At 52.4% G+C, this 22,342-nt stretch carries 19 protein-coding genes; 5 read left to right on the top strand and 14 right to left on the bottom strand.

Annotated elements, in window-relative coordinates; translation table 11 throughout:
* Window positions 1-24: 24 nt before the first annotated feature.
* The 3 genes from D888_RS21580 to D888_RS23695 form a co-directional block, all read right to left on the bottom strand.
* A complete protein-coding gene (locus D888_RS21580; RefSeq protein ID WP_020676832.1) occupies window positions 25-843 on the bottom strand; it encodes an ice-binding family protein in 819 nt (272 codons plus the stop codon).
* Window positions 844-1,254: 411 nt separating this feature from the next.
* Window positions 1,255-2,304, bottom strand: a complete 1,050-nt coding sequence (locus D888_RS21575; RefSeq protein ID WP_020676831.1) for an OmpA family protein — start codon at window positions 2,302-2,304, stop codon at window positions 1,255-1,257.
* A gap of 153 nt (window positions 2,305-2,457) precedes the next feature.
* Window positions 2,458-4,302, bottom strand: coding sequence for an ice-binding family protein (locus tag D888_RS23695; RefSeq protein WP_020676830.1), 1,845 nt, complete (start codon window positions 4,300-4,302; stop codon window positions 2,458-2,460).
* A gap of 162 nt (window positions 4,303-4,464) precedes the next feature.
* On the opposite strand from D888_RS23695, the gene D888_RS0112135 reads away from it, so the two are divergent.
* The 4 genes from D888_RS0112135 (at window position 4,465) to D888_RS21565 (ending at window position 11,885) form a co-directional block, all read left to right on the top strand.
* Window positions 4,465-4,749, top strand: coding sequence for a hypothetical protein (locus D888_RS0112135; protein WP_020676828.1), 285 nt, complete (start codon window positions 4,465-4,467; stop codon window positions 4,747-4,749).
* Between the two features lie 64 nt (window positions 4,750-4,813).
* Window positions 4,814-9,061 carry a PAS domain S-box protein gene (locus D888_RS23690; protein WP_020676827.1) on the top strand — a complete coding sequence of 1,416 codons (4,248 nt, stop codon included), beginning with the start codon at window positions 4,814-4,816 and terminating at the stop codon, window positions 9,059-9,061.
* Window positions 9,058-10,614: a sigma-54-dependent transcriptional regulator gene (locus D888_RS0112125; RefSeq protein WP_020676826.1), complete on the top strand. Its 1,557-nt coding sequence runs from the start codon at window positions 9,058-9,060 to the stop codon at window positions 10,612-10,614. Before D888_RS23690 ends, D888_RS0112125 begins: the two co-directional genes overlap by 4 nt.
* A gap of 272 nt (window positions 10,615-10,886) precedes the next feature.
* Window positions 10,887-11,885, top strand: a complete 999-nt coding sequence (locus D888_RS21565) for a sigma 54-interacting transcriptional regulator (RefSeq protein WP_020676825.1) — start codon at window positions 10,887-10,889, stop codon at window positions 11,883-11,885.
* 105 nt (window positions 11,886-11,990) lie between these two features.
* Here the strand turns inward: D888_RS21565 and D888_RS21560 are convergent, their stop codons facing one another.
* Both D888_RS21560 and D888_RS21555 read right to left on the bottom strand, forming a co-directional pair.
* The gene (locus D888_RS21560) at window positions 11,991-13,016 is read right to left on the bottom strand and encodes an ice-binding family protein (RefSeq protein ID WP_051092378.1); all 1,026 of its coding nucleotides are present in this window, start codon (window positions 13,014-13,016) and stop codon (window positions 11,991-11,993) included.
* Window positions 13,017-13,072: 56 nt separating this feature from the next.
* Window positions 13,073-13,969: an ice-binding family protein gene (locus D888_RS21555; protein WP_051092377.1), complete on the bottom strand. Its 897-nt coding sequence runs from the start codon at window positions 13,967-13,969 to the stop codon at window positions 13,073-13,075.
* 425 nt (window positions 13,970-14,394) lie between these two features.
* Here D888_RS21555 and D888_RS21550 point away from each other — a divergent pair, with 425 nt between their 5' ends.
* Complete coding sequence (locus D888_RS21550; protein WP_020676824.1) at window positions 14,395-15,273, top strand: DUF1207 domain-containing protein; 879 nt, start codon at window positions 14,395-14,397, stop codon at window positions 15,271-15,273.
* 80 nt (window positions 15,274-15,353) lie between these two features.
* Here D888_RS21550 and D888_RS24035 read toward each other — a convergent pair whose 3' ends face one another.
* From D888_RS24035 to D888_RS0112050, 9 genes are all read right to left on the bottom strand, one after another.
* Window positions 15,354-15,500, bottom strand: coding sequence for a lmo0937 family membrane protein (locus tag D888_RS24035; RefSeq protein ID WP_020676823.1), 147 nt, complete (start codon window positions 15,498-15,500; stop codon window positions 15,354-15,356).
* A 135-nt stretch (window positions 15,501-15,635) separates the two neighbouring features.
* Complete coding sequence (locus D888_RS0112095) at window positions 15,636-15,839, bottom strand: DUF3185 family protein (RefSeq protein ID WP_020676822.1); 204 nt, start codon at window positions 15,837-15,839, stop codon at window positions 15,636-15,638.
* Between the two features lie 102 nt (window positions 15,840-15,941).
* Window positions 15,942-16,280: a YtxH domain-containing protein gene (locus D888_RS21545; RefSeq protein WP_020676821.1), complete on the bottom strand. Its 339-nt coding sequence runs from the start codon at window positions 16,278-16,280 to the stop codon at window positions 15,942-15,944.
* 3 nt (window positions 16,281-16,283) lie between these two features.
* Entirely contained in the window at window positions 16,284-16,679 is a 396-nt protein-coding gene (locus D888_RS0112085; protein ID WP_020676820.1) for a hypothetical protein, read from the bottom strand.
* Window positions 16,680-17,301: 622 nt separating this feature from the next.
* Complete coding sequence (locus D888_RS0112080) at window positions 17,302-18,408, bottom strand: DUF2914 domain-containing protein (protein ID WP_083928849.1); 1,107 nt, start codon at window positions 18,406-18,408, stop codon at window positions 17,302-17,304.
* A 428-nt stretch (window positions 18,409-18,836) separates the two neighbouring features.
* Window positions 18,837-19,868, bottom strand: coding sequence for an MlaD family protein (locus D888_RS0112070; protein ID WP_020676817.1), 1,032 nt, complete (start codon window positions 19,866-19,868; stop codon window positions 18,837-18,839).
* On the bottom strand, window positions 19,865-20,485 hold the full coding sequence (locus tag D888_RS0112065; RefSeq protein WP_020676816.1) for a paraquat-inducible protein A: 621 nt from the start codon (window positions 20,483-20,485) through the stop codon (window positions 19,865-19,867). The genes D888_RS0112070 and D888_RS0112065 overlap by 4 nt, the downstream gene beginning before the upstream one ends.
* 225 nt (window positions 20,486-20,710) lie before the next feature.
* Window positions 20,711-21,877, bottom strand: coding sequence for an AI-2E family transporter (locus D888_RS0112060; protein WP_020676815.1), 1,167 nt, complete (start codon window positions 21,875-21,877; stop codon window positions 20,711-20,713).
* 164 nt (window positions 21,878-22,041) lie between these two features.
* Window positions 22,042-22,263, bottom strand: coding sequence for a hypothetical protein (locus D888_RS0112050; protein WP_020676813.1), 222 nt, complete (start codon window positions 22,261-22,263; stop codon window positions 22,042-22,044).
* Between the last annotated feature and the right edge of the window lie 79 nt (window positions 22,264-22,342).

Genomic DNA, 22,342 nt, shown 5'->3' with positions numbered 1-22,342 from the left:
ATTTAGCTCAGTTGATTTTCGTCCTTAGGGAACGGTTACTGTCGTTGCACCAAGAGTGACCGCCGTCTGCGCCAGCATCCGCCCGTTGAGCGAGGCAAGATCGCCGAAGGTGATGGTTGTCTGACCGAGGATGACTCCTGCGAAATGGGTGCTGGCACCAACGGTCACTGCTTCACTCACCTGCCAGAAGACGTTCTGGGGAAGAGCGCCACCCGTGAGGATAACGTTTTTGGCAGCGGCCATGTTGAGGGTCCCGGCGATCTTGAAGATCCACACGTCGGTTGCACTGCCAGCGAGAGTAAGGTCGGTGGGAATGGTAACAGCACTACCCCACTCATAGACGCCTGGGAGAAGAACCAAGGAGGTGAGGGTGCCAGCACCGACGTTGGTAGTTGCGGCCGAGGATGCGGTCCGGCCGGCGGCATCAGTGTAAGCAGTTTCCATGTTGGCTACGGCGGTGGTCAGGTCAACAGAAGTTGTGCCCCCCACATTGTCGGCCGCATAGAGTTTTCCCGGGGCAACCACTTGCGCCGAGGTAAAATAGGTATCCGTTGGTTCAGACACCAGGTCCCAGCCAGTTAACGCCACGCGGGCCTCTGGACTCACGGCAACATTGCCGGTTACGACCGAAGGGGGAACGGTTGCGACACCGGTTTTTGCCAGGATCGCATAGTTGCCGGCTGTTCCCAGGTTGACGCCGGCCGCTTCAACACTGACATTCCCAATGGGACCCAGATTCGCCTGGCCCCCAGCTCCCCCATCACCACTACCGCCGCAGCCTGCCAGAGCGATGATCAGGAACAGTCCCAAAAACCCCAAATTGCTTCTTAATTTTTTATACATTTTACTTACTCCTCGTTTGAATGGTGACAAATCGGATGACCTGTCAATAATCTATAGTTACACCTTCTGTGCCAAATAGGCATTTCGTGCGTAAGTTATTGATTATATAGAATAATTTCGTATTTTTGATGGTTGAAGAAGTTTGTCTGGGCGTCACTCTAGCCCCGCATATTTAACGAAACCGTTAAATATGGTGGGAGATGGAAGGGAGAATGACCTTTCAGAATCACACTCCGGAGTCGAATGTAGACTCTGCCGTCCGGGATTAAATCGGGTCAAAATAAAATAAAGAAGCCCGCGACCGATTATCGGTTACGGGCTTCTTTGGGGTTACAGAGAGGGCTGATTTGCCCGTCTTGAACAAATTATAGGTCGGGTCTGAAAAATATCCCCTGCCCGAACCTGATCCCCTTATTGCACGGCTATTTCAAAAAGAACGCGCATGTTTTTCTTTGCGGCACGCGAGTTGATTATTTCAGGATTTGCCTCATAGGCTTCCGGGTCGGTCTCGCCATAGCCGAAGGATTTAAGGCGACTCGACTTTATGCCCCCTTCGCGCATCAGGTACGACTTGACGGCATCGGCTCTTTTTTTACTTAAATCCCGGTTATATTCATCCGTGCCCTTTTCGGAGGTATATCCTTCGATACGGATTTTAGCCCTGGGGTTTTTCTTCAGGACCTGGATATATTCATCCAGACTTTTCTTCGCGGCGGGTTTGAGGGTCGCCTTATCAAAATCGAAATGGACGTCGTCGAATTCCAGAACAGTGATCTCTGGTTTAACCGGAGCGACGACAACCTGCTTTTCAGCTACTACCACTGGCTTGGGGGCCGGCTCATACTTCGCGACCGGGGTGGCTTCGGGTTTTGAATCGCCGCCGAATCTGAAGATAACGCCCAGAGTTGCTTCGACATTGTGGAATGTTTCATCCACAACCATATTATCTCTGAGATCGGCTCTCAGCCCGATGTTTTCGACCAACCAGTATTTCGCGCCGACCCCGTAACTAACAATCGCCATGAGGTTATCGCTGATGCTCGGGTTATAATGAGCAGCGCCGAACCCGGCCACGATGTAGGGATTAAGTTTACTCTCCGGCATGAAATGATAGAGAGCGTCCAGATGAAAGGACGTCATATCTACGTCATTAATTGGAGTTGCAAACTGGCCTTTAGAGGTAAATGCTTGATTTTTATCATCAACGCCAGTGTTGATGAATTCCAGGGCGCCTTCAATACCAAAACGGTTGGTGAAGTTATAACCAACGCGGCCGCCGAAGACAAAATCATTTTCCAGGTTCTGTTGACCCTCAAAGAAATGGTAGCCAATAAAAGGACTCAACTCAAAGCTCTTGGCCTTGATCTCGGCCTGAGCCGCCAAGGGACAGAGAAGGATAACCGCTAACAACAATGGCAACATCTTCTTTTGAAGCAAACCTATTGAATATTCTCTTTTCATATGAAGCTCCCAAAATTATGTGGATGAATCTTATCCGTGATTACCGTTGTACTTTCCAACTTCAACATTTTAGAAGATTCAAGGGGAGACAGGCTGAAGCCTATTTTTGCCTGTCTCCCTTGTTTTGTTTTTTGCGCTGAATACCTCTGGTCCTTACTTGCAGCCGGCAGGAGCGTTCACGTTCCCCGGTACCGAAACGATATTATCACCGAAGGTAAAGGCACCATCGGTAGACGCCCCGGCAAATAATCTGCCGCAGGAGGATGCGCCGGTTTCCATGGTGATGCTGCTATAGGACAGGATGTTGCCTTGAAAGATCGTGTGACTTCCGAGGGTCGCCTGATTGCTGCCAACCCACCAATAAACGTTGGACGCTTTGGCGCCATTGGTCAGGAGGATCCGGGTATGAGGATCGGCGGCGCCGGTGGCTGCCGTTCCGATTGAGCTGTCGGACTGGAAAACAAAGACCGCATCCGAATCGCCCTGGCCGTCGAGGGTGAGATCACCCGTAATCAGCATCCCCCCTGAGGTGGTTTTGTAGATACCAGGGAAGAACAAGTTGTCGTTGAGTACGGCGGCTGTTCCAGCTCCGGCCCCTAAAGTCGTGCCATCGGCAATGGTGGTGACTCCGGTGCTCATTTGAGCGGGCGATAGGGCGATATATGCGGCCCGTAAATCGGCAACAATCTTACCGGAAGTTACGCCTGCATCGGGATACAAAGGGCTGATGACATCCCCGTTGATTGTGGGCGCGATACCATTGCATTGGCCGATAAGTCCGGCACTGCCGACGGTTACACCATTACAGGTAAAATCGGGATCCAGAACAACATCACCGTTGACTGTGGTCGCGCCGACGTTGACAATCCCGGCGGTCGAGGCACTTCCGAAGGTTGCGGCTGCACCAAAGTTGACCGACCCGACACCTGTGGCTACGTTGGTGGCGGTGGTGAAGTCCCATTCATAAGGACAGGAGATAGCGATGGCGTCAGCGCTCATGGCGGCGGTCGAAATAGACGCTGTATAATCCGTATCAGGCAATAGCGCTGCGTCGGTGGTAAAGGTCGCAATCTTGTTTGTGGCATCCATGGTGACGGAACCGGCCACACTGTTTAAGCTTACAGTCTCCATGATTGTGAATGTGGGCGGCGCAGTGATTGTTGTCGGATCCATGGCCAGGCTGAAGGTGGCGGTAATTAATTTGCCGTTATTGGCGACACCCGCAGTGCTGGTCTTCACAAGCAGGTTATCACTGGTCGGATCGGACATTGTGACTGTCGGGATGGTGGGCCCACTGTCTACTGTACAAACCGCGCCGGGGATAATTATCAAGGGGAGTGTCGCATCAACATTCAAAGTTACCGCGGCCGAAGTCAGTCCACCGAACGTGGCCGTGATATTTGAGGTGCCGTCGGCCACGCCTGTCGCAAGGCCATTGGCCGAGATGGTGGCAACGCCGGGGATCGACGAGTTCCAGACCGTGGCGGGATCGGAGGTCACGATGTGGATTGACGCATCGCTGTAAGTCGCCCGAGCCGTATATTGCCGGGTGCCACCCAGCGTGACGGAAGCCGAAACAGGGGTCACCTGGAGCGAGGTCAAGGTTGCTACCGTTAATGTAGCTGTCGCAGTCTGGCCGCCGAAAGAGGCTGTGATATCCGAGACGCCGCTGGTCAGGCCAGTGGCCAGGCCAGTCGTCGGTGCAATAGTACCAACGGTGGCAATAGCGGGGGTAGACGAAGTCCAACTGGAAGAAGCGGTGACGTCGCCGGTCGATCCATCGTCATATGAAGCAGTGGCCGTGAATTGTCGAATACCATTGATGGGGACGAATGACGCTGCTGGCGTCACCGAGATGGAAGTTAATAGTTTATTTGTATTATTAGTGGGTGCGTCCCAGACACCCACGCCAGCATCGCCCCCACAGCCGGAGAGTAGAAAAATACTCAACAACAACCCAAATCCCAGACACGTCTTCAACATTCTCAATCTTTTCATTAATGCCTCCTGTAAAACTCAGTGAAAATACGTTTAATTTCATCCAACCCTTCTTTGCGATCACTCTCCTTGGTCATATCGTTTTTAGATTCAACGATCATGACCTGCGTTTAGAGAAACAGTCCTTCCGGTAAGGGTTGATTTGTGGGCGAAATAAGGATAATGGCCTACTATCGCAAGGAGCCTGCCAAACCCGAGGTAAAAATTTTATTGCAGAATAAGGGTTTAATATCGGTTATTTACAAAGAGAGACAGGCGAGAAGGCAGGTGGATGTAACGGTGGCCTGGCCTTGGTATTTGGCGGAACTGTTTAATATGGAGGATTATTATGGAAAATCGGAATTGATTCCCCGATTTATGGGGCTATTTCAAAGTAAGGCTGATATCATGCGTACTTCTAAAAAAAAAAAATTAAATAGCAGGAATCAGGAATCAACTTGGGGCTGAACTTTAGTTTCAATATTAGAAAATAAAAACCATTTTCCCCACCCCAAGTCCAGAGGAATCCGTCATGAAAAGCAACAAACGCAAGGGGCAGCCGATAGCAGACGCCGAATTACGCCTGCTTGCCGAAGATCAGCTGGGGGAGAGATCATCCTCGGTGAATTTCCCCCACAATGAGGAAGAGACGCAGCGGCTCGTCCATGAACTAGAGGTTCACCAGATCGAGCTGGAGATGCAGAGTGACGAACTCCGACAAGCCCAACAAAAGCTTGAGTTATCGCGGGATAAATATTCTGAACTCTATGATTTTGCTCCTGTCGGCTATTTCACCTTTGATGCGCAGGGGCTGATACAGGAAATCAACCTGGCCGGCGCCAGTCTGCTCGGTATTGAGCGGGAACTGCTCGCAGATATTCCCATCAGCCGTTTCATCGCCGATGCCGAGGGGCGAAAAGTTTTTAGCTGTCACCTAAAAAATGTTTTACAAAAAAATGATATGCAGGGCTGTGAAATCAAGCTGACTCAAAAAAACGGTCAGGTGATCCATACCCAGATTCAAAGTACCGTCCTGGGTACGAATGAGAGCGATGGGAGGGACATCCTTTCCTCTATCGTCGATGTCACGGTGGCCAGGGAGTTGGAATCCGAAATCCAGGATGCGCGGGAATATTCCGAGAATATTGTCGAAACCCTGCGTGCGCCCCTGTTGGTGCTGGACTCTGATCTGGAGATTCTCACCGCCAACCACTGCTTCTACGAGACCTTCAAGGTCACCCCCAAGGAAACCATCGGTCATTTCATCTACGAAGTCGGTAACCGGCAATGGGACATTCCCCAGCTGCGACTCATGGTCGAGGAAATTCTCCCCCGGAATACCGTGATCAAGGACTATGAGGTCGAGCATGATTTTCCCGGCATCGGGCACAAGATCATTCTGCTCAGCGCCCGCCAGATCTTTCGCGAAAAAATCGGCTCGGACATTATCCTGCTGGCCATGGAGGACATTACCGAGCGCAGGCAGTTGGAAATGGAAATCCAGGACGCCAGGGAATACGCTGAAAATATTGTCGATACGCTGCGCGAGCCGTTGGTGGTGCTTAATTTCGATTTAAAAATTCTTACCGCCAATCACAGCTTCTACGAGATGTTCAAAGTCACCCCCGAGGAAACAATCGGGAATTTCATCTATGATATCGGCAACCGACAGTGGGATATTCCCCAACTGCGACTGCTGGTCGAGGAAATCCTCCCCCTGGATACCGTGATCAATGGCTACGAAGTTGAACATGATTTTCCCGGCATCGGCCACAAGTTTATCCTGCTCAATGCGCGGCAGATCTTCCGCGAGAAAATCGGTTCGGACATTATCCTGCTGGCCATGGAGGACATTACCGACCGCAAGCAGGCCGAAGCGGCACTGATCCAGGCGGGCGCCTTGCAAAACGCAATTTTCCACAGCGCCAACTTCTCGAGTATCGCCACGGATGAGAAGGGGGTCATCCAGATCTTTAACGTCGGCGCCGAGAAGATGCTCGGCTACACCGCCGCCGAGGTGGTGAACAAGAACACCCCGGCTGACATTTCCGATCCGCAGGAGATTATCACCCGCGCCCAGGCGCTGACCATTGAGCTCGAGACCGAGATCACCCCGGGCTTTGACGCCCTGGTCTTCAAGGCGCGGCGCGGCATTGAGGATATTTACGAGCTGACCTACATCCGCAAGGATGGCAGCCGCTTCCCGGCGGTCGTCTCGGTCACCGCCCTGCGTGATGATCAAGAGACTATTATCGGCTATCTGCTTATCGGTACCGACAACACTGCTCGCAAGCAGGCCGAAGAGGCCCTCCTCCAGGCGGGAGCTCTGCAGAGCGCGATTTTCAACAGCGCCAACTTCTCGAGTATTGCAACGGATGAGAAGGGGGTCATCCAGATCTTTAACGTCGGCGCCGAGAAGATGCTCGGCTACACCGCCGCCGAGGTGGTGAACAAGAACACCCCGGCTGACATCTCCGATCCGCAGGAGATTATCACCCGCGCCCAGGCGTTGACCCTCGAGCTCGAGACCGAGATCACTCCGGGCTTCGATGCATTGGTCTTCAAGGCGCGGCGCGGCATCGAGGATATCTACGAACTGACCTACATCCGCAAGGATGGCAGTCGCTTCCCGGCGGTCGTCTCGGTCACCGCCCTGCGTGATGATCAGGGGACCATCATCGGTTATCTGCTCATCGGTACCGATAACACTGCGCGCAAACAGGCCGAAGAGGCCCTCCTCCAGGCGGGAGCGCTGCAGAGGGCGATTTTCAATAGCGCCAACTTCTCAAGCATCGCCACCGATGCCGAGGGGGTTATTCAGATCTTCAACGTCGGCGCCGAGAAGATGCTCGGCTACACCGCCGCCGAGGTGGTGAACAAGAACACCCCGGCTGATATTTCTGATCCCCAGGAGATTATCACCCGCGCCCAGGCGCTCAGTACCGAGCTCGAGACCGAGATCACCCCGGGCTTCGACGCATTGGTCTTCAAGGCGCGGCGCGGCATTGAGGATATCTACGAGCTGACCTATATCCGCAAGGATGGCAGTCGCTTCCCGGCGGTCGTCTCGGTCACCGCCCTGCGTGATGATCAAGAGACTATTATTGGCTATCTGCTTATCGGTACAGATAACACCGCGCGCAAACAGATTGAGAAAGAGCAGAAGGAACTCAGTCAGCGTTTGCAGGACCAGCAGTTTTATACCCGCAACCTGATTGAAGCTAACATTGACGCGATCACGACCACCAATCCGTCCGGCATCATCACCGATGTTAACAAGCAGATGGAAGCGCTCACCGGGTGCACGCGCGAGGAATTGATCGGCGCACCATTCAAGAACTACTTCACTGATCCTTCTCTGGTCGAGGACGGGATTAAACGGGTGCTGAAAGAAATAAACACCTCTAACTATGAACTCACCGCACGGGCCCGTGACGGCAAGGAGACGGTGGTCTCTTTCAATGCCAACGTCTTCTACGATCGGGACAGCAAGCTACAGGGCATCTTCTTCGGGGCCCGCGACGTGACCGAGCGCAAACGCCTGGATGAGGCATTAAGGGAAAAGAACGTCGAACTGGAGAGTGCCAGGTCGGTGGCAGAAAAAGCTAACCTCGCTAAATCAGATTTTCTTTCCAGCATGAGTCATGAGCTGCGTACCCCGCTCGGAGCGATTCTCGGGTTTGCACAGCTGATGGAATCGGGAAAGCCGGAGCCGACCCCTGTCCAGAAGAGGAGCATTGATCAAATTCTAAAAGCCGGCTGGTATCTGCTGGAACTGATCAATGAAATCCTCGATCTGGCGTTGATCGAGTCCGGTAAACTCTCGCTATCACTGGAACCGGTCTCCCTTGAGGACGTCTTGAACGAGTGCGAGGCCATGGTTGAACCTCAGGCCAAGGAACGCAATATTCAGGTGATCTTCTCCGAGATTAAATCCCCTTGTTTTGTCAACGCCGACCGGACACGGGTGAAGCAGATACTCCTCAATCTGCTTTCCAACGCGATCAAGTACAATAAGGAATACGGAACGATTACGGTGAGCTGTACCTTGACCCCCCCGGATTTTATTCGAATCAGTGTCCGTGATACCGGCGCGGGGCTGACTCCGGAACAGCTTACGCAACTCTTCCAGCCGTTTAATCGCCTCGGCCAAAAGGGTGACGTTGAAGAAGGGACCGGTATCGGCCTGGTGGTCTGTAAGCGTCTGGTCGAATCGATGGGTGGTGGTATCGGATTTGAGAGTACGGTTGGGGAGGGGAGCGTGTTCTGGTTCGAACTGATTCAGACGACTGAACACCAGGCGTCCACCCACATCCACCAATTCACAACAATCGTCGCAACGGATGATCAAGCGGACGAGCAGAAGAGGACCCTGCTCTATGTTGAGGACAACCCGGCGAACCTGATGCTGGTCGAAGATCTTCTGGCGCGTCGGCCCGACATTCGCTTTCTGAGTGCGCAAGACGCAATTAAAGGGGTCGAGATTGCCCGCACCTCTCAGCCGGATGTGATTTTGATGGATATCAATCTGCCCGGTATCAGTGGCATTGATGCTCTGAAAATTCTGGCTGACATTCCGGAAACAGCGCACATTCCGGTCATTGCCTTGAGTGCCAATGCTATCCCCCGCGATATTGAAAAGGGGCTTGAAGCCGGATTTTTCCGCTATCTCACCAAACCGATCAAGGTAGCCGAGTTCATGGATACCCTGGACCTGACGCTGAAACATGCAAAAATGGAGGCGGCCATGGCCGTCGAAAAGGGAAAATCAAAAACATGACCGCCGAAATTTTAAACGCCAAAATCCTGGTTGTCGATGATCAGAAGACCAATGTGGAGCTGCTGGAACAGTTGCTGAGTGACGCTGGCTATACCTGCGTGACTTCAACGACGAACCCTGTAGAAGTCTGTGCGCTGCACCACGAAAATAATTACGATTTGATCCTGCTCGACCTGCAGATGCCGGGAATGGATGGATTTCAGGTGATGGAAGCCCTTCAGGCCCAAAACCCGGAGGGCTATATTCCGGTTCTGGTGATTACCGCCCAACCGGGACACAAGATGCGGGCCCTCGAAGTCGGCGCAAAGGATTTCATCAGCAAGCCATTTGAACTGGTCGAAGTCAAGACGCGGATCCGCAATATGCTGGAAGTGCGGATGCTGTACAAAAAACTCCAGCATCACAACATGCGGCTGGAAGAGACGGTGCAAGAGCGGACGAGTGACCTGACCAGTGCGAATATGCAACTCATCCAGGAAGTAGAGGAACGTAAAAAGGCAGAAAAATCCCTGCATAAATCCTATGCGGAGATAAGACAGCTGAAAGACCGGCTCAAAGAGGAGAATGTTTACCTGCGGAATGAGGTGGACAAAAAATACAATTTCGGCGAAATCGTCGGTCAAAGTGATGCCCTTGCGGTCGTATATTCACAGGTCCAACAGGTCGCACCCATGAATGCAACCGTGCTGTTGCTGGGGGAGACCGGCACCGGTAAAGGGGTGGTGGCGCGAGCAATCCATCGCAGCAGCACGCGCAAGGACCATCCCATTATTACGGTCAACTGCACGACGCTTCCTGCTACTCTGGTGGAAAGCGAGCTCTTCGGCCGGGAAAAGGGAGCGTTTACCGGTTCTGATACCCGGCAGATCGGCCGCTTTGAGCTGGCCAACGGAGGCACTATTTTTCTCGACGAAATTGGTGAAATGCCTTTGGAACTGCAAAGCAAACTCCTGCGAGTGATTCAGGACGGCGAGTTTGAGCGGCTGGGCAGCCCCCGCACCATCAAGACCGATGTGCGGATCATCGCGGCCACCAACCGTGATTTGAAAGAAGAGATTCGCACCGGCAAGTTCAGGCAGGATCTCTATTACCGGCTCAACGTGTTCCCTATCACCCTGCCGCCCTTAAGGGAGCGCAAGGAAGATATCCCGCTGCTGGTCAACCATTTCGTTGCCATCTTCAACAAAAAAATCGGGAAGAAAATAGAGACGGTCTCGACCAACACTCTGAACCATCTCCATGAGTATCACTGGCCCGGCAACGTGCGGGAGCTGGAAAGCATCATCGAGCGGGCGGTCATTACCAGCCAGGGAAATTCACTTCAGGTTCTGGACCGCTTTGAAATGATCCAGGCTGTGGCGGATGTGGGAGCCAGTGAGGTTGAAAACCAGGAAATCAAGGCCCTCGCTGATCTGGAACACGATCATATCTGCCAGGTGCTGCAGCAAACCGGGTGGCGCATCGAAGGAAAAAGCGGCGCGGCGCTCCTTTTGGGTCTCAACCCCAGCACCCTGCGTGCCCGCATGCGAAAAATGGGCATTGCCAGGCAATAGAGAAAACTCTGCACACCCAGAATATCTTTCATAGAGTGGTCCGTCATATATAACAGCATGGTTATATGTGACGGATCATCTTTACGGGTCCGGCGCGACCCAGCCCATCTTTAGTGCATATCCCCCAGTAAAATCAAATGCTTGGCTGACCTTCTTTGCGTACCACCTCTGGTACGCGAGTTGCAAATTCAATTAATCACACCCTGGCCATCACCAATAGGCCCAGGAAAACAATAGTGTTAATTCCGGATGGATAGACGGAGACATAACTTTTGAGAACCCTCATACCACCAGAAAAGCATTCCTTCGAGACAAAGGTCGCGCCGCAGTTAAAATTCGACGAAATAATAGGTCGAAGCGCCGCTCTTGCGAAGGTGTTTCAGAGTGTAAAGCAGGTTGCGCCCCTGAATGCTCCTGTTCTTCTTCTGGGTGAGTCCGGCACTGGGAAGGGCATGATCGCTCGCATGATTTACCATTGCAGTGCGCGCAAAAACAAGCCGATGATCACGGTCAACTGTGCAGCTTTGCCGGAGAACCGTATCGCCCGCGAACTTTTAGGGGAAGAAAAAGAGGAAGGAGCTGGAGTCGATAACCGACAGATCGGACGCTTCGAAATGGCCGTTGGCGGTACCCTTTTTCTTGACGAAATCGGTAACCTGTCGCTGGAGCTGCAACGCAAGCTCCTGCGGGTGATTCAGGATGGTGAGTTAGAACTCCTGGGGAGTCTCCGCACCATCAAGACCGATGTGCGGATCATTCTGGCCACCAACCGCAATTTAAAAAAAGAAATCCCCAACAGCAAGTCCCGGCAAGACCTCTATGCCCAACTCAATCTTTTTTCCATCACCCTGCCGCCGCTCCGGGAACGCAAGGAAGATATCCCGCTGCTCGTCGATCACTTTCTAGGCCAATTTAATCAGAAGCTTGGCAGGGAGGTAACGACCGTTCCTGAAGCGACCCTGAAGAAACTTCAGGAATATCCCTGGCCCGGAAACCTGTGGGAATTAGAGAGCGTCATCGAGCGGGCTGTTATCATCAGTCAGGGTTCAACTCTCCAGGTTTTGAACTGCTTTGACGAGGATCGACAGACAGAAGGAGTGGTGGGGCAGGGTGTTGTGGCTTTGATCGACCTGGAACGTGATTATGTTTTTCAGGTGTTGCAGGATGCTGGCTGGCGCATCGATGGCAAAAACGGAGCGGCACTTCTGTTGGGCCTCAATCCCAGCACCCTCCGCGCCCGGATGCGGAAACTGGGGATCGTCCGGTCATAAGAATAACCGTAGCACCAAAAGTCTAATAGACACAAAGAAGGGAGCCAGTCTGCTTTTAATCAGCAGCCTGGCTCCCTTCTTATTGCCTGTCTTGAAACCTGTTTCTTAGGGAGCAGGCACGTTAATCAGGGTGTTTACCAGCGTGACTGAAGCGTGCAGGGCCAGTACGCGGCCATTCAGAGTCACGGGGACGACATTGCCGGCAGTCGAGAAGCTAGCTCCCGAATAAGCAATGATGGTTCCGGCCATGGTGCCGCCGCCAGCTGCGTTAATCGTTGCCGCACTGCCGACTTGCCAGAAGACGTTCTTGGCCTGAGCACCATTGACTAAAACAACGCTCTGGGGGAAACCCGGACTACCAACCGTCAGAGTGGTGGCCATCTGGAAAACCCAGATTGCATTGGCGTTACCAGCGGCATCCAGGGTGAGATCACCACCCTGGATCGCAAAGGAACCCGGAGCGGAGAGATAGACTCCGGGGCTGAGGGTGCGATTACCGAGTTCACCGGCTCCACCACCAAAGGCGGAGACATCCATGCCACCGGGGAGTGTGGCGGGGGAGAGATTATCAAAGGCGATTTGGGCATCAAGTGCCGCCGCGGTGGCAATGGCGTTCGGGACCGAACCAAATGGAGCAGTGGCCGTATGTACGGTACCGTTGACTGCCCCGATATTCAGGGGAGTTTCGGTAAAAACGGCATTGCTGTCGTGGAAACCGGTGATCAAAGTCGAGGCCGCGGTGGTGCCGATATCGCCATTAACGACAGTCAGAATTCCCTGGTTGGTCATGCCGGCGCCGCCACCGAAAACTCCAAACAATGAAGCGGAGCCAAGGACGTTAGGCGTTAAAACGACGGGCGGAACGCTGGGTGGATTGTTATTGCCATTGTTACTGTGGTTGTCGTTGTTGGGCTCTTTGGTGTTACCGTTGTTGTTGTGCTCTTTATTGTTGTGCTTACGATGCAGATGGGAATCAGCATAGACAAGTGAACTATGCTCATGCCTGTTGGAATCATCCCTATGCTCATTGCAGTCTTGTTGGGAGCCGGCGAAAACCAGCGAACTGCTGAAGATAACACTCAGCATGACCATCAAAACCAGATAAACTTTGCCGACCTTTAACTTCTTCATGTTGTTTCCTTATTGAAAGCAGTTTCAACTGCGATTATTCATTCAGGCACCAGCCTCTATTTAACTGCGGGTACGTTAATCTGGGTATTTACCAGAGTGACAGAAGCATGCAGGGCAAGTACACGGCCTTCGAGAATCACGGGGACGACGTTACCAGCTGTAGAGAATGCCGCACCGGAAGAGGCAATGATGGTTCCTGCCATGGTGCCGCCGCCTGCTGCGTTAATTGTTGCAGCACTGCCGACCTGCCAGAAGACGTTTTTGGCCTGCGCGCCGTTCACCAGAATGACGCTCTGGGGGAAAGCTGCACCCGGGCCGCCGACCGTCAGTGTGGTTGCCATCTGGAAAACCCAGACCGCTTTTTTATCACCACGGGCATCAAGGGTGAGATCTCCGCCCTGGATCGCAAAGGAACCTGGCGCCGACTGATACACACCGGGTGCGAGGGTGCGATTTCCGAGTTCGCCGGCTCCGCCACCAAAGGCGGAAACATCTATGCCACCGGGAAGCGCTGCGGGAGAGAGATTGTCGAAGGCGGTTTGAGCATCAAGTGCGGCCGCTGCGGCAATAACGTTCGGGACCGAACCGGCCGGCGCGGTGGCCGTGTGTACGGTACCGTTGACTTGCCCGATGTTCATGGTGGTTTCGGTAAATACGGCATTGCTATCGTGGAATCCGGTCACCAGGGTCGATACACCGGTTGTGCCGATATCCCCGTTCACAATGGTAAGAATTCCCTGGTTTGTCATGCCGGCGCCGCCGCCGAAAACGCCGAACTGTGCGGCGGAGCCAAGGATATCGGTTGTAGAAGCAGTTGGCAGGTCTTTGGCCGGCTTGACATGGTGGCTTTTTTTCTCATGATGGGATCCAGCGAGAGCCAGCGAGCCGCTGGCAATGACACACAGAATGACTGTAAGTATCAGGTAGGCTCTACTCGATTTGAACATTTTCATAAGTACTCCTTTTAGAGTTCATTTAAGCTAGTCTTGATTTGTCTGGGACAATCTTTCAATTGACTGCTCTTCTCGCCTTATGCCGATAATGCTGCCGTTAAAATATTTCTCCTTTTCTGGAAACTGGCAGCTTCTACCAAAGATGAGACAGAGAGGATATGCTTACAGTCTCCGCAAGGAGTTTGCCAATTTCGTAATTTGTATTTTTAAAAATAAAAAGTGATTTATTACGGTCTGTTAGCTCTGCATTAACAAGAGGCAAAGTTTCCGTGACTGTTTTTTGTGGCCTCAATATTTGGTGGGTCCTCAAGATGTTGAGGGTATGGTGACTGCCGATGTGGTGGTGAAAACCCTTGAAAAGGAAAGTTTTTAAATGCGTATCCAACAACGCAACAAAGAAATTCACCCCTCAATGGAGTTTCGCGATGCAAAAGTTAATTTTATTCCTGATTCTGGTCCTGTTTTTTCCTCTCATTACCGGATTCAGCGCTGTGCAAACGGAGAAGGCGGAGCCGGTCGCCAACCGCTCTGCGATCCTCTTTCCGGTGGATTCTCTCTTCGTGAATTCATTGTCGAGCGCCAAGGAACCTCGCACCTATGTCACCTGGCTGCGCCTTAACCTCCCCGGCAGCAGCTTAAACGTTGGTTCGGTCGGGTTTGGCGATAGCTTCGGGCTGGTGCGCGTGCCTGGGTGGGGTGAGACCGATGCCTGGCAGCTGGGTATCAGCGGGGCAGTCCTTGCCCAGTTCAATATGGACGCCGAATCCCTCGATCTGGTCAACGCGGATTATATTATCGGCTTCCCGCTGGGTTATCGAAATGGGGTCTGGTCTGCCCGGGCGCGTCTCTTCCACCAGTCTTCTCACCTGGGGGACGAGTTTCTGCTGCTGCCTCAGAACGCTGAACTGAAGAAACCTCGCATCAACTTAAGCTTCGAGACCATCGAACTGCTCGCCGGTTGGGATTGGAAAGGTCTGCGCCTCACCGCCGGACCCTCCTATATTGTCCATACCTCGACCCCCCTCAAGCGCTTCAGCGCTCAGGCGGGGATAGATTATCTCCTCACCAAGCCCGTCATCACCTCAACAGCTTACCCCTTTGCCAGCGTTCTCTGGCATTCCTGGGCAGAAACCGACTGGGATACGGACCTAACCGTCAAGGCCGGTGTCAACATTCGCAGCCCCTATGCCGAGAAACGCTCGATTCAGATATTTGGTGAGTACTATCACGGCAATTTGCCCTTCGGCCAATTCTACGCCTTGCGCGCCGAGTACTTTGGCGGGGGCATCAACATCTCTTTTTAAGCAAACCTCAAAAGAAAGGGCGCACCGCAGTGCGCCCTTTCTTTTGAAAAAATTGTTTTACCGAAGGCTTTAACTCCTTACTAAATCCTTCTTCCCTGGATGATACGCACCAGGACCATGATAACCGCTATGACCAGCAGAATATGGATCAGCCCGCCCATGGTCGTGGAGGTCACTATCCCTAAAACCCACAGTACGATCAGTATGACGCAAAATGTCCAAAGCATAAAAAACTCCCCATTTTTGGTTGCTGGTGGCTGATTGTCTGTATACCGCTATTCCACTCTCTGTGCAGATTGCGTGTTGCCTGTGTTTGCAACAGACGGACAGACTCCCTTTACCAATGTTTGAGCGGCGCTTATCTATCCTCTGAGTTTAGCCAGGCCGAGGAGGGTGCAGACGCCTCCTGCGACCAGGACTACAATTGTTTTGGTGTCAACGGAGCCGTCGAGAGCTCGTGTAAGCTTGTTGCCGAACGCACCGTAAAGATCGCTTCCCCAGATCAGAAGTGCGATTCCAGCGATCAGTAGAATAATTGCCATCAGCTGTGAGGTTCCTTTGGCCATGGTTGTTCCTTTGGGTAGTTGTCGCAATTTGGGTGGGACCGAATTGGAGAAGGTTCTCCAATTCGGTCTAAAAGCTGCTATAGCTTCAGGACCATCTGTTCCCTAAGCATCGGCAGGTGTGTCTGCTTTGGTTGATTTTTTCTGTTTAGCTTTTTCTGCGTCTATCGCGTCCTTGCCCGCTTTAAGTGCGGCCTTGATAAGATCAACCTTCTTCTCAAGAACCTCATGACTCTCCTGAATCACTTTTTTTATTCGGGTTTCCGCGTCCTCTGTCAGTTCATCCAATTTCACCCGTTTGTCGTCCACCATTCCTCGCATCTTTTCCCGCGATTCCGCCCCGGAACGGGGAGCAGTTAACAATGCCAGCCCCCCTCCGATGGCTGCACCCAGGGTAAACGCTAAAAAAGTCAGGCCCAATCCGTTCGAATTTTTTTCTGACATACGCTAAACTCCTTTGTCTTGAGTCTCTTTGGAGAAAACCTTGATGGCTGCTCTGAGACCCGTTATGAGGAAGGCGGCGTTCTCGGCAAGATGACAGGCATCATAACGAAAACTATGGCTGATCTGGCGCACCGAACCGACAATCTCGTCGAGGGATTCGAAGAGGTTTTCGGCGTGGCCGCTCCCTTTTTCAATCTTCACCGAGGCCCGGTTGATGCGCTCCGTTATCTCCCTGACGTCTTTCAGAGTTGGGACCAATTCGCGGCGCAATTCGCTCAACAGCGCATCAGCCTCCTTGCCGGTCTTTTTCCACTGCCAGATCATCGGCAGCAGTGTCGCCGCAAAAATAATGACAATCACCAAAACGCTCAGTGTGACAATGTCGACTTGGACGGTCATGTGTCCTCCTGTTATGGAAAATCGCGTTATTCATACCTTGGCTAATTGGCTCGACATAGACGACTCGCCGTTTGGCCTGAAGATTGGTCAACCGGCACGGAACCAACCTTTGCCGCCGCACCGGTTCGAACTCAATAGTAACGAAGGTGCGATAAACTCGTGTGAGCATGACAATCAGCAACCCTAAAGTCATCACACCCACCAGTTGTTCGATCCACAGCTCTCCGGTTATCCATCCTGAATAGTTTATCATGTGATTCATGATAGCCTCTTTTTGGTGTGCTGAATTTAAACCAGCAGTTGAAAAGATTATTTGTGGCTCTGAATTTGAGCAGGGCATCATGCGCTGTCAGCCCGATATAATCGCAACAATCAGGCCAAGAGGGATAATCCTTCAAGTGTTGGTAAGTGTCTGATTCTAATGGGTAAAATATGGTGATTGAAAATTGGTGGGTGTAAGTTTTCTCAACGAAAGCCGTCGTATTTGATATTGCCACCATATGTAACAGGGGCAGGTCCCAGAGACTTCGTTACGGAATGCATGATTTGGGGCTAGAGGACTCGCGGCGGTATGTCGCGCTCTTTAAAAGATTTTGCCTCTGGATAAAAGAAGCTGACCTGTCTAGAGTACCCTGACCGCATGGGTTCGGGGCGCTGGCTCTACTTGATCTTTGGCCGTGAAGTAGGCAACGGCAAGCACCGCACCATCCTTAAGGGCGGTTTCTACTTTCCAGTCTCCCGCTTGAGTGCTGGCCTGGATGTAACTGTAAGTGCGCCACCCATTCTTACGCCCCCCGACCATCGGGAGGGGCACCACACCACTGGCCAGCCAGCTGCCGAGCTGCTCATTCCATAACCACCAACGTTGCTCCAGGTCGACAGTTATGCGGGTCGGCGCAAAGACTGCGCTCAGGTTATAGATCTTCTCCCCTTTGGTAATATGAATGACGTCACCACCAAAGCCCAGGGCCCGTGCCAGGGATTGTCTTTCGGCCTGACACTGATAGACTCCGTTCTCGCTGCTGAAGTCCTTGCAGATATAGCTTTCCTTCAAGACCAGCGGCACGGGTGGAATGAGTTGAAACTGATAGAGAACCACCAGCAGGGCAACCACTGCCAGGGACGGGGCCATTTGTAGTAACTCCCTGAGATACTGCAATCTTTTGGTTTCAATTGTCATGGATTCGCGTTGCTTGGCGTAAGCGAAGCCGTGGATCGCGAAAACCACCGTCAGACTGAAAATGCAGCTCAGATAAAACCAGACCGGCTTGATAGAGTGGACGACGTGAGGGATAAGAAAATTAAGATACATGGTGCCGCAAGCGGCAAACATGGTCCAGGTCAGGGTCCGGCTCCGATATCTTTCGGCAATAAATTCGTTGGAAACCAGCATCAAAGCCAGGAATATCACGACCAGAAAAGTGTACAGGGAACCGGAACTCTTGAAATAAAAGACCACCAGGGCGCTGAACAGGCTGCCGAAAAAAAACTGGATAAGAAAGGTGAACCAGTTTTGCCAGCGGGGTTGTATCTCTCGCACCAGAAGGACGAGGATCAGACCCGCGCCGAAATAGTAAGTGGTAAGAATAAGGAGGTCATAAAATGAAACCACCCGCCCCATGGACACCGAATCCCAGGTAAAACCGCTAATAAACGCGAGGCCTGGCAGAAAGCGCCTGATGGCGGTAAGGCGTGCTTCATGCTGCTGATACAAGGTTTTTATTCCCATAAAATAAATTCCACTGGGGGAGGCGGCCGAGACATCTGTGGTGTCAAAGTGGTTGATGAATTTCTAAAGCAGAGAGCAAACTCCAGTTTTTCAAGTAAGGCGAAGCCAACACTTGAGAAGCTGAAGGATGCCATGTCGACTGATTATGTACAAGATAAGATCTACCTCGGTCAAAGGGATCAGCCTCCACAAATCAAGGGCTGGACCTGCTGTATATTCGTCGTTCTGGCGCGGTAATGGGGCTAAATTGAAATATCGAAAACTACTGTTTCAACTGATGCGATGTTCGGAGAGGCGTGGGCGCTGAAGGAAGGCGAGGGCTGTGTAGCAGGGAAGGCGCCCTGACCGTAGTGGATCCCGCCACTGACCAGTAGGTGCAGTATATTTGTCCTGCCGGTTGTTGAGGCCCGACCCCGATTGGCCTTCTCCTAGGCATGTGGATTTGAAAAAAACGCTCCCTTATGTTCCTCCAGCGTTTTCTTCTTTTTCGGTGCCTCGTGACTGCGGCCTTCGTTTTTGCCTCCCATAACATCAATACTGGGCGCCCATTCCAACCATTCCCCTTGCTGCTTTTCACGGAGCTCGAACACTGCACCATCTTGGACGACTTCCGCGGGATCTTCTGGTGTTGCGACCCCAATTCCTCCGGTTAAAATACCTTTGATAGATTCGGTGGTGATCTTCGCTCCGAACAGTGAAACATTCAGGTCAAATCCGCCGGCATTCCAGAAAACGCTGTTTTTCCGAATCAGATTTTTGTATGGCTCCTCGATGAAAACCAGAAGACGCACAAACTGCGCGGTTTCCGAAAGCTTAAAATTATAAACCTCGCCAATGGTCACCTCGCGATACATTATTTGGGTGCCGATCTTCATCGCCCCCAAGCGCGGAGATTTAATCTGCAGCCGCAACCCTTCACCTAAATTATCGGATACAGCTGGCGAAGAGAGCGCTTCAAATTCTAATTTCTGTTTTCCGTTTCCGGGCCGCAGGTTGATATAGGGGCCCGAAACGATGGTATCCAGACCTTGAACCCCGGCTAAGGAAATCTCGGGACGAACGACCCAGAACTGAGATTTTTCTTTAGCAAAGTCGCGGTAATCATTGTCCAGCGTAGCCTCAATCACGACCTGTTCAGCGCTGTCATTCAGGCCCACCTGGCTGACGATGCCGACCCGCACGCCGCGATATTTAAGCAAGGTACGTTGAGGATCGATGGCAGCACCATTTTTTGCCAGAATACGTATATCCAGACCTTTCTCGGGCAGGCTGTGATAGACGAAAAACCCTGTCAGGCCGATGGCAAGCAGTGGCACCAGCCAGGCTAATATCAGGCTGGGCTTTTTGCCCAGCTTCGGCTTCGGCAAGGGTTGCCCTTGTGTTTTGTCCGGTCCCTTCACTGGTGATTGAGTCGTTGCCGTTGCGATGGTCTCTTTGTTCTTCTGATTCTCTTCACTCATATTTCATCCTCCTTTTCCCAGAGCACGGAAACCTCAAAACTCGCCGAGGCAAACAGAGTTAAAACCACCACAGCGGCAAAAGCAGTCAATCCTGATTCAGGATGGACGGTTGCCAAATCGCCCAGTTTAACCAGAGACACAAGGATCGCTACCAGAAAAACGTCGAGCATTGACCAGGGACCGATGCGCTCCACCAACCTGAAAAGACCCAGCTTTAGCTTTTGCCTGCCGCCGTGGTGTCGCGCCAGGGAGAGGTAAATCATAACCAGAACTTTCAGTAAGGGAATGAATATGCTGGCCAAAAACACCAGAACTGAAATTCCCCAATAGCCATGGTGAAATAACTCCCTTACCCCTTGCCAGATGGTATTTTCAGAATAGACACCAAGCTTTTCCATGGACAGGATTGGATAAATGTTGGCCGGGATATAAAGAATCAGGGCCGCAATGGAGAACGCCAGGGTTTGACTGACACTTTTTGATCCGCCGCGAATGATGACCGACCCGCATCGGGCACAACTTACGGTGGTGGACGATGCGAAAGGAACGGCCTGGTGCTGTTGAGAACAAACGGGACAAATCAGTACGCTGTCAACTCTTGTCATAGTTGTCTTCATTCATTCCTCCTGTTCATTTCTTCGTTTTTGCGGGTTGAGCCACGGGTCAGGTTACGGGGTCCAGGTTGACAAGTTTGCTTTTCCAAACAGTATGTTCCGCATCTGGCGCGAACACCAGGCATCCAACTTTCTGGTGAACTTTATTATGTTCTTTTTAAAGAAAACCGAGTGCCGGATGTTTTTCTGACCCCAGTGATGGTCTCATCCGCGCCGATTAGCGCTGTGTTAATCACCGAGAAGTTCGCCGATGGGCTTCAAATCTTCTACATGATCGCAGACCGCCTTGATGATCATCATGATGAGCACGCCCAGCAATAAACCCCATACCCCCCACAACCAGCCCCAGAACAGCACGCTGACGAACACCACGACCGGGCTCATCCGACTTGCACGGCCGGTCAGCCAGGGGGTTATCAGGTACCCTTCGAGACTGGTAATGATCAGCGAGGTGCCGGAAACCAGCAGCACCATGTCGACGGTTCCGAACTGGAGAAACGCGATGAGGGCGGTGCCGGCGCAAACGACGAGGGGGCCGAGATACGGCATGATTTTGAGGACCCCGGCGATAATCCCCCAGACGGCCGCATGTTCCAGACCGAGCCAGAGAAACGCGAGCCAGGTCGCAACAGCCACCATGATGCTGGTGAAGATCTGTACCAGCAGATAGCGTTGAATCTGCTCGGCGATATTATCCAGCACCCGCAGGGTGATTTTTTTCCTGCTGAGGGTGGGGCCGGCGATCTTGACCAGTTTGCGTCGGAAGGTATCGCCGGAAGCCAGCAGAAAATACGCCAGGAAAAAGACCATTATGAGCTGGCCGGCAAAGGCGACAGCTCCCTTGGTCCCCATCCACAGATAATCTTTAATATTCAGTTGAGGTCTTTCAATCTGCACCCGCGTCACCCCTCGCGGGGTATCGGGTGCCGGAGCGCCTGCGACGTTTGCTACCTGTTCGAGTTGGGTGGCAGTTTTTTGCATATTCTCCATGGTACCGACGGAGGTTCCCCGATCCTTGAGTCGGGACAGATAAAGCTTATGTGCGGCGTCGGGGAGGGTTTCGATCAGCTTGCAGGCATCGTCTCTGAGTGAATAGACCAGCGAGCCTGTTCCGCCTAAAAGGCCAAGGAGCAGGACCGCGGCACCGATGGCCCGAGGAATTCGGCATTTATGCATCCAGGTGACAAACGGAGCGAGCGCATAGCTGATCATCAATCCCAGCATCAGCGGAATAAAAATTGCCTTGGCCCAGTTCAGCACGAAGATCACCGCGAGCAGCGTGAGCAGCGCGAGGGAGAAATTCCGCACATCAACCGGCAGGTGCAGAGTAGCAGGAACCGATTCCGAAGATTCCTGCTCGTTGCCTTGTCCCTCGAACGGAGATTTGTTCTTCAATTCCGACCTCTCTTTACTTATGCCGTATTTTCATCAAACTTCAGCCAACCAGACAGCAGCCCCCTCCCCAGAGTGGGACTACTCCCCAACTCCAGCAGCCAAAGAACAATAAGGCTGATAGCAATTGCCCATGGCATATTTCCTTCTTTGAGCGTCGATTTAGTTCAGCTCTTTTTCTTTCCCATAACCAGCAGTGCAATCCCGCCGACGAGCGCGATCCCGCCGACGAGTGGCGAAAGGGGCAGGGTTCTGGTTTTCTCAGCGGTCATGTGCAATGGACCGAGATCGACAACCTTTTCCCTGGTCGTAAAGCTGATGCCCTGATAGGCAAAAGCCGCGACGGCGACCACAATAAGAATGATGCCTGTTATCGTGTATGGTTTCATTTTGCGCCTCCTCATGAGCTTTGGAGCCCCAGCCTTGTCGGCTGCGCTGGAACCTCAGCAGACCCTCCTAATCGATGGA

The sequence above is a fragment of the Geopsychrobacter electrodiphilus DSM 16401 genome (assembly GCF_000384395.1).
GTDB classification, from domain to species: Bacteria; Desulfobacterota; Desulfuromonadia; order Desulfuromonadales; family Geopsychrobacteraceae; genus Geopsychrobacter; species Geopsychrobacter electrodiphilus.
The sequence above is the reverse complement of the archived record's forward strand: the minus strand, read 5'-3'. Positions and strand labels throughout refer to the sequence as shown.

Coding starts and splice junctions, on each gene's coding strand:
- D888_RS21555 (WP_051092377.1), bottom strand. CDS start 13,969: ATGAAAATGTTCAAATCGAGTAGAGCCTACCTGATACTTACAGTCATT.
- D888_RS24035 (WP_020676823.1), bottom strand. CDS start 15,500: ATGCTTTGGACATTTTGCGTCATACTGATCGTACTGTGGGTTTTAGGG.
- D888_RS0112065 (WP_020676816.1), bottom strand. CDS start 20,485: ATGAAGACAACTATGACAAGAGTTGACAGCGTACTGATTTGTCCCGTT.
- D888_RS0112080 (WP_083928849.1), bottom strand. CDS start 18,408: ATGGGAATAAAAACCTTGTATCAGCAGCATGAAGCACGCCTTACCGCC.
- D888_RS23695 (WP_020676830.1), bottom strand. CDS start 4,302: ATGAAAAGATTGAGAATGTTGAAGACGTGTCTGGGATTTGGGTTGTTG.
- D888_RS0112135 (WP_020676828.1), top strand. CDS start 4,465: ATGGCCTACTATCGCAAGGAGCCTGCCAAACCCGAGGTAAAAATTTTA.
- D888_RS0112050 (WP_020676813.1), bottom strand. CDS start 22,263: ATGAAACCATACACGATAACAGGCATCATTCTTATTGTGGTCGCCGTC.
- D888_RS21545 (WP_020676821.1), bottom strand. CDS start 16,280: ATGTCAGAAAAAAATTCGAACGGATTGGGCCTGACTTTTTTAGCGTTT.
- D888_RS0112085 (WP_020676820.1), bottom strand. CDS start 16,679: ATGACCGTCCAAGTCGACATTGTCACACTGAGCGTTTTGGTGATTGTC.
- D888_RS0112125 (WP_020676826.1), top strand. CDS start 9,058: ATGACCGCCGAAATTTTAAACGCCAAAATCCTGGTTGTCGATGATCAG.
- D888_RS21575 (WP_020676831.1), bottom strand. CDS start 2,304: ATGAAAAGAGAATATTCAATAGGTTTGCTTCAAAAGAAGATGTTGCCA.
- D888_RS0112070 (WP_020676817.1), bottom strand. CDS start 19,868: ATGAGTGAAGAGAATCAGAAGAACAAAGAGACCATCGCAACGGCAACG.
- D888_RS21580 (WP_020676832.1), bottom strand. CDS start 843: ATGTATAAAAAATTAAGAAGCAATTTGGGGTTTTTGGGACTGTTCCTG.
- D888_RS21560 (WP_051092378.1), bottom strand. CDS start 13,016: ATGAAGAAGTTAAAGGTCGGCAAAGTTTATCTGGTTTTGATGGTCATG.
- D888_RS0112095 (WP_020676822.1), bottom strand. CDS start 15,839: ATGGCCAAAGGAACCTCACAGCTGATGGCAATTATTCTACTGATCGCT.
- D888_RS21550 (WP_020676824.1), top strand. CDS start 14,395: ATGCAAAAGTTAATTTTATTCCTGATTCTGGTCCTGTTTTTTCCTCTC.
- D888_RS23690 (WP_020676827.1), top strand. CDS start 4,814: ATGAAAAGCAACAAACGCAAGGGGCAGCCGATAGCAGACGCCGAATTA.